The following is a 7,754-nucleotide window of genomic DNA, read 5'->3' on the forward strand; positions in this document are numbered from 1 at the left end:
TTTTTTTTTTTTTTTTTTTTTTTTTTTTTTTTTTTTTTTTTTTTTTTTTTTTTTTTTTTTTTTTTTTTTTTTTTTTTCGTTTATTTTTATTAAAATTTAACATTATTTATGAATTTGTTAATTTAACTTATGTTTTAATTGTAAATCAAAAAGATATAATAACAATTAATTAAATTTTTAAGAGATGAAAAAAATAGTATTAGCAATAGCATTTATCGGATTGGGAAGTTTTGCAATGGCACAACAAACTACTCCGCAAGATAGAGAAGCAAGAAGGGCAGAAATGCAACAGAAAATGCAGCAAAAGGAACAGGAGCATCTGGCACAGATGCAAAAAGATCTTAATCTTAACCAGTCTCAGGTTGCCCAAATAAAATCACTTCAAGACAAAAGAAAAGTCGAAATGAAAGCTGAATTTGAAAAAAATAAAGCAGACAGACAGGCTAGAATGGACGAAATGAAGGCCAAAAAAGCACAAATGGATGCTGATATGAAGAAAATTCTTACTCCTCAACAATATGATAAATGGCAGGCTGATAGAAACGCTAAAATGGAACAGCGAAAGATGGCTATGAAAGAAAGAAGAATGATGAAGAAGCCAATGAATACAGGAACTCCTGAGGCGAAATAATAGTTTGTAATTTTGATTTTTTAATGTGTAAAGGATGGTGTTTTTTCCATCCTTTTTGTATTAATTTTCTGTAAAACTTTTGATTTCGGGCTTTTATTCCCTATTTTTGACTATAAATTTAATACTTATGGTTAGCGAAAAAATTGCAAAATTAATTAACGAACAAATTGCCCACGAACAATATGCCGCTCAATATTATCTTTCAATGTCTGCATGGTTTTCAGGAAAAGATTTAGATGGTATTGCGAACTATTTCAGAGTTCAAAGTAAAGAGGAATTGATGCATGCGGATAAGATGTTTGATTATTTGAATGATGTAGGTGGGGAAATTATTATCGGGGAAATTGCAAAACCTCCACATGAGTTCGAAAATGCAACGGATATTTTTGAAAAAGCGTTGGCACATGAGAAAATTGTCACTAAAAGTATTTTCAATATTGTAAAGAATGCTAATGAAGAAGGTGATTTCGCAACGACATCTTTCTTACAATGGTTTATCAACGAACAAGTGGAAGAGGAAGCAAGTGCTTCACAGTATGTAACAAAGATTAAAATGGTTTGTGATAATCCTTCCGCATTATATCTTTTTGACCAGGAATTGGCACAAAGAGTGTTTACTCCGGATACTACTGCTTAAAACATACCCTGTTTTTAAATATGAAACCGCTGTTCAATAGAATGGCGGTTTTTTATTTTTAAACTAATGATTTTCTAAGTTTTATTGTAATTTTAGAACCCTTGTCTGAAAAATTATTGATAAGTTTTTAATTTTTACTAATTTATCCGTTGAAAATTTATTTATTAAACTCAATAAAAACACACATACAAATGGTTAAAATATCTCATTATTCTTTTACATTAAAACTAGTAGTGATTTTGTTTTTTCTTTTTGGGAATATATTCGCTCAAGATAAAATAGCTTCTAAGTTATTGGAAAAAGAACGGGATGAAATTCTTATTACCGAATTAGACAATCCAAAAAAAGCTATCATAAGATTACAAGAATTGGAAACAAAGGCTTCAAAAATTGGAGACCAACATTTTGTTGTTAATTGTGAAGTTTTAAAAGCCACAGTATATTATATGCATGCCAATTACCCTAAAACATTAGAATATGGTAATAAGGCACTAAAAGAAGCTAGAGCCAGAAAATTTTATGATATACAAGCTATTGCGATGGGGGTTATTGCTATGCAGTATGCAAAAGTCGGCCTGAAAGATGAAGCGTTGAAACTTGGTAAAGAAGCTATGGATTTAGCTGAAAGCAAAAATGATGTCTCATATATAGAAGCTCAGCATAAAGTTTCCTCTTATTATATCGAAATTCTTAATCAATGCGATTATCTAAAGTATACCCCATTAATTCTAGCGCTAAGTAAAAAATGTTTGAGTACGGCCGAAAAATTACAAAATAAACGATATATAAGGATTGGATTAGAAAATCTAAGTATGGGATATACCTATAACAGGCAGTTTGAAAATGCAAAAAAAGTGAACAAACGGCTTTTAGATAATTATATTGGGACTTCAGACCGTACAGATATGTTATTATATGAAAATGCAGGAAATACTTATTGTAATGCAAAACAATTGGATAGTGCTATATATTACATAAATAAAGCACTTCATCTTGCCCAAAAATTAGATTTAAAAGAAGACAGATTATCTTTTTTAAATGAATTGAAAATTACTTATGAAAAGGCTGGGGATTCTTCAAATGCAAGGAAAATGGAAGAGGAATATAGAAGTCTATTAGAATATCAGAATGTAAAGAAAACGAATGCTTTACAATCATCTTTCAAAAATGTCGTTGACGAAAGCCGGGTACAAGAGGAAAAAAAGACAGTTTTTTTCAAAAAAATGGCATTCATAGGTTTTGCAGTTATTTTTCTCCTTTTGTGTCTGTATTATATTTATTACACTAAATTCAAAAAGCAGAAGTTAAATGTAGAAGCTCAACAAAAAATTATCAAAGAAAAGAAGGAAAAGATTCAGAAATTACAAAGTGTATTGGAAAATAATGCTTTGGATGAGATTATTCAGTATGCAGTGGAAGATAATCCTGTTTTTCTGACAAGATACAAGGAAGCCTATCCAGATTTTTTTGAAAAGTTAAATGCATTAAGTTCCGAATTAACAATGGATGATCTTAAATGTTGTGCTATGCTGCACCTTAATTTTTCCACAAAAGAAATCGCATCTTATACAAATGTTTCAATACGTACGATTGAAAACCGAAAATTTAGGATCAGAAAAAAACTGGGACTACAGGACTCACAAAAAGACCTTGGAGATTTTCTTATTAATTTATAATGTGATTTTTTAATTAAAACATACAAATACAAATGGTTTCAGTAATTAAAATTTCCTTCAGATTGCAATTGGTAGTTCTTTTATGCTTTCTTTTTGGAAACATATTGACTCAGAGTAATGATACATCGCAACTATTGGAAAAGGAGCGTAATGAAATTATTGCTCATTTAATTGAGAATCCAAAGGAATCATTGATGAAACTTGAGAGAATCCAGACCAGAGCATTAAAGATTAAAGATGTACATTTTGCCAATCGTTGTGATGCTATAAAGGCATTGTTATATTATAATATTGGTAATTATCAAAAAACCTTAGCGTACGGAAACAAAGCAATAAAAGAAGCTAAAAAAAATAAATTTACAGATATACAGGCTATCGCTACAGGGATTATTGCCATGCAATATTCCAAGGTTGGACTGAAAGAAGAAGCCGTTAAAACAGGTATGGAAGCTGTAAAATTAGCAGAAAGTAATAATGATCTTTCACATATGGATGCTCAGTATAATGTAAATCTATATTATAGTGCGATTCTTAATAGATGTGATGCTAAAAAATATGCTTTGGAAGCTTTAAATGTGGATGAAAAAAATTTACAGATTGCTCAGAAACTTCAGAATAAAAAATATATTCGGTCGGCTCTTCTTAATCTTATTCTAAGTTATAATGAAAATGGAAAATATGAAGAAGCAAAAAAAATAAATAAACAGCTTTTAAGGGATTATGAAGGCGAATCTGATCTTATTGATATGTATTTATATGATAGAGCAGGGATAACTTATTTTAATGCAAAGCAATCAGATAGTGCCATTTATTATTTGAATAAAGGTCTTTCTCTTGCTAAAAAATTGGATATGCCTGAGGATAAAATGAATTTTCTGGAACAGCTTAAAGAAGCATATAAAGAAAATAAAAATCCTGAAAAAGCAAAGTCTATTTCTTCTGAATATGACAATATTTCGATGCAACAGGCATCAAATAAAACGGATGCTTTACAAATATCTGTAAAAAATATTGTGAATGAAAACCAGGAAAGCGAGAAAAATAAAACTTCTCTTTTTAAAAAAATAACTTTTGGTAGTTCTATAATTGTTATTTTCCTTCTGTGCCTATATTATATCTATTACATCAGATTCAGAAAGCAAAAATTAAGTGTAGAAGCTCAACAAAAAATTATTAAAGAAAAACAGGAAAAAATCAGTCAGTTGAAAAGTCAATTGGAGGATAATGCTTTGAATGAGATCATTCAATATGCTGTGGAAGACAATCCTATTTTCCTTAAAAGGTATAAAGAAGTGTATCCGGATTTTTTCAAAAAACTAAATGCTTTAAGCGCTGAACTAACAATAGATGACCTTAAGTGTTGTGCTATGTTACATCTTAACTTTTCTACTAAGGAAATTGCCTCCTACACACATACCTCAATACGTACAATTGAGAATCGAAAATTCCGTATAAGGAAGAAACTTCACTTAGAAAATTCTCAAAAAGACTTGGGTGAGTTTTTGACTAATTTATGATATTTTGCTTTTAATTGTCTGTTTTATAGTATTTTGTAAAATAAAATAGCAAGGTGAGTAGAGGGTGAGTACTCCTTTTTTTTGCATTAAAATCTTCGAGATATAAATTTGTCATCATAAAGTGTTGAGAATCTTTTTACACATAGGTTCTCTATTTTTTAAACACAAATACACACAAATGAGAAACAAATTATTATGGGCAGGACTTTTATTTTCTGCAACAATGCACTACGGCCAAGTAGGTATTAATACAAGTCAACCTCACCCTAATTCGGATCTTACTCTTGCTTCTGAGGATAAGGGATTACTTCTTAACAGAGTAGCTTTAAAAGGTACAACAAATGCTGCTCCTCTTGCGGGGCATGTGGCAGGGATGGTAGTATATAATACCGCTGCAAATGGAGATGTAACTCCCGGCGGTTATTATAACGATGGAAGCAAATGGGTTCGTACTGAAGCGCTGGAACCCTGGTTAGCAGCAGGTACTATGAATAAAGCTTCCGAAAGTACTCAAAATATTTATAGAACGGGGAAAGTAGCGATCGGTGATTTTAGTTCTCCTAATGAAATTCTTGTGGCTTCTTTACAGGTTAAGGGGGTTATTAGAGGTGGAGAGTATGATAGAAATGAAATTCCCGGGCAAAACAGTATTGCAGTAGGAAGTTTCGGCAATTCTGCAAAAGGAGATTCTAGTGCTGCGTTTGGTTGGGGGAATAGTGCATCAGGGAATTATTCTTTTGCTGCCGGATATGGAAATTATTCATCCAATATTGCCACTATTGCTCTTGGACAATCTAATAGGGTAAACTCTCAATTGTCCGTAGCTATAGGAGATAGTCATAATATTGGTAAAACTACTTTAGGCGGTTCTGTTGCCATTGGATCTCAAAACACGATAAATCACAACAATAGTTTTGTGTTAGGTAAATATGGTAGCAGTACAAAACCTGAGCAATTGGTATTTTCAAGTTTTATAGGAGGTATTAAGTTTCAGGATAAAGTGATCTCATCTACGAACTATGGGAACGGAATAAAAGAATATGCTGATAATGCTGCTGCTTTGGCTGCCGGCTTGGAGTCAGGGACTTTGTACAGAACCGGAGATGTTTTAAAAATTGTACATTAAAAAAAATCAAACAAATAAAAATTTAAGCACAAATAATTTTACACAAGATGAAAAAAATGAAAGTATTATGGACTTTGACCATACTAGGTATAGGTCATGTCGTTATGGCTCAAGTGGGCATTAGTACAGCGAACCCTCAAGGTACATTGCATGTGGATGGTGCGAAAGATAATCCATCAACAGGAAATCCTTCCGTAGCTCAACAACAAAATGATTTTATTATCACTAAAGCAGGTAATGTAGGAGTAGGAACTACTACACCTTCAGCAAAAGTAGAAATACAAACCGGTGGCGTAACGGGGACCCCACGTCCGGGATTTAAACTTGTAGATGGAAATCAAAAGGAAGGAAGATTGTTAATGACTGATGATAATGGACTGGCAACGTGGCAATCTTTAACAAATAAAAATATTACTGTCTGGGAAATGGGGGGGAATACAAGTCTTAATTTGGACAGTAATAACAATACATTCAGTCAGGAAAAAGGTACCGGAAGTATTCTCTATGATAATTTGGGTTCAACAAATGGTTCCAGTTCTGTCAATCTTCCACCAGGAAGATATCTGATCTTTATCACCCATGATATCAGCGGTTTTGAATATGGGCAGTTCTCATTAAAGTCTAACAATAATAATGTTTTCAATACTTTTTATGGGGAATGGTTAAATGGGACCGCATTTGCAAATTTAACAGCTCCTGTGAACAATATCACAGTATGGTTTTTAGGATCGGGATATAATCCGAATACCAACTATTATATTTCCAATTATAGTAATGTAAACCACTATGTAAAGCTTGTTTTCTTTAGGCTGGGAGAATAAATTTTTAAATAAGGATATAAAAATTAAAGAAGTACAGCCTGAAGAACTTAGGTTAATTTAATTTAAAAATGAATTTTAAGAATATACATATTGGAGAACTTATCCATACAAAATTAAAAGAAGATGAGATACCAATGGAGCGAGTTGAGCAATTTATGAGATGTACAACTCCGGAAGTGAAAGAAATGTTGTTGCAGGAAAATTTGTCTACTGAAATCTTGCTAAAATGGTCAAAGTTATTGGAATATGATTTCTTCCGTCTTTATTCACAACATCTGATTTTATTTGCTCCTCCCAAAAGTGTAGGGTTTAATAAAAATGAAAAACAGGAAAAACAAAAATCTGCCCTGCCACAATTTAGAAAGCATATCTATACTAAAGAAATTATTGATTTTGTAGTAGGGCAGATTATCAACCATAAAAAGACGAAGCAAGAAGTCATGGATGAATATAATATTCCCAAGACAACATTATACAAATGGTTAAAAAAATATTGAAACTATGAATGCTCCCAATTATAAAAAGATTTATACAGATCTTATACAACAGAAATATCCTGAGTATTTTGTGCAATGTCAGAAAGTTTTATCTAAGGAAAGGTTATCGTTCTTTGATATTATTCAACTGAATTCCATTGTTTCGGAAAAGTCGGAACAAAGAACTAAAGAAGATCAAAAATTTCGTTCATACAAGAAGTCTGATATTTATGAAATTCTGGAATATCAAAAGAAGCACGATCTTAATAATAGTCAATTGGCAAAACATTTTAAGCTAAGTAGAAATACGATAGCCAAGTGGAAACAACATTTTATCTGATAACATTAAATCACTTATTTATAATTATACCAGAATATCCATTCTAAGATAAAATGGTTGGCTTTTTATCAAAACAATTTTAAATATCGAAGAGGTGTTTAAATTAAGTTGTGTTTTGTGTAATGACAGGCAGCTGCTTATGGAGCTGTCTGTTTTTATTTAGTAACTTTATAATTGTTTTGCCATTTTTGAAAATTTAATTTATAATTTGTGAAGACATATGGTTATTATAATTTAAAAATTCTTCCATCTTTATCAATCTTGTATCTTTCGAAAGCAACTGCATTAGGCGTATTTCCTTTATACTTTTCAATAGTGAAGTCACGAAATATTTTAAAAGTAACAGATTTTTCATTATCATAACAATTTTTGTTTAAGAAAGGTTCTTAAAAATTTATAGCTGTTACATCTGATCGGTTCATGGTAGGTTGTTGTCATTAAAACTGTAATAATCTATTTTTACTATCATTACTTATCTTTTAAAATTTTAAATCCTTTAGTTTCAGGTTTAGTGATGATGTCGGAGTCTA

The 7,754-nt window shown here is 31.2% G+C and carries 8 protein-coding genes; all 8 read left to right on the forward strand.

The genetic code is table 11. The annotated features are described in order from the left end of the window. Positions 1-184 precede the first annotated feature (184 nt). The 8 genes from CW752_RS15720 to CW752_RS15755 all read left to right on the forward strand — a co-directional run bounded on the left by CW752_RS15720 (position 185) and on the right by CW752_RS15755 (position 7,224). Complete coding sequence (locus CW752_RS15720; protein WP_101240648.1) at positions 185-631, forward strand: hypothetical protein; 447 nt, start codon at positions 185-187, stop codon at positions 629-631. A gap of 127 nt (positions 632-758) precedes the next feature. Further along, positions 759-1,268 carry a ferritin gene (locus CW752_RS15725; protein WP_101240649.1) on the forward strand — a complete coding sequence of 170 codons (510 nt, stop codon included), beginning with the start codon at positions 759-761 and terminating at the stop codon, positions 1,266-1,268. Positions 1,269-1,459: 191 nt separating this feature from the next. Continuing rightward, the gene (locus CW752_RS15730) at positions 1,460-2,944 is read left to right on the forward strand and encodes a helix-turn-helix transcriptional regulator (RefSeq protein ID WP_101240650.1); all 1,485 of its coding nucleotides are present in this window, start codon (positions 1,460-1,462) and stop codon (positions 2,942-2,944) included. 32 nt (positions 2,945-2,976) lie between these two features. Next, entirely contained in the window at positions 2,977-4,461 is a 1,485-nt protein-coding gene (locus CW752_RS15735; protein ID WP_101240651.1) for a hypothetical protein, read from the forward strand. 178 nt (positions 4,462-4,639) lie between these two features. Continuing rightward, entirely contained in the window at positions 4,640-5,587 is a 948-nt protein-coding gene (locus CW752_RS15740) for a hypothetical protein (protein ID WP_101240652.1), read from the forward strand. A gap of 56 nt (positions 5,588-5,643) precedes the next feature. Further along, on the forward strand, positions 5,644-6,408 hold the full coding sequence (locus CW752_RS15745) for a hypothetical protein (RefSeq protein ID WP_133121703.1): 765 nt from the start codon (positions 5,644-5,646) through the stop codon (positions 6,406-6,408). Between the two features lie 68 nt (positions 6,409-6,476). Further along, the gene (locus CW752_RS15750; protein WP_101240654.1) at positions 6,477-6,905 is read left to right on the forward strand and encodes a transposase; all 429 of its coding nucleotides are present in this window, start codon (positions 6,477-6,479) and stop codon (positions 6,903-6,905) included. A 4-nt stretch (positions 6,906-6,909) separates the two neighbouring features. After that, positions 6,910-7,224: a transposase gene (locus tag CW752_RS15755; RefSeq protein WP_101240655.1), complete on the forward strand. Its 315-nt coding sequence runs from the start codon at positions 6,910-6,912 to the stop codon at positions 7,222-7,224. The last annotated feature ends 530 nt before the right edge of the window (positions 7,225-7,754 follow it).

Origin of the sequence: Chryseobacterium sp. PMSZPI, assembly GCF_002835665.1 — a bacterium.
In the GTDB taxonomy this organism is placed as follows: domain Bacteria; phylum Bacteroidota; class Bacteroidia; order Flavobacteriales; family Weeksellaceae; genus Chryseobacterium.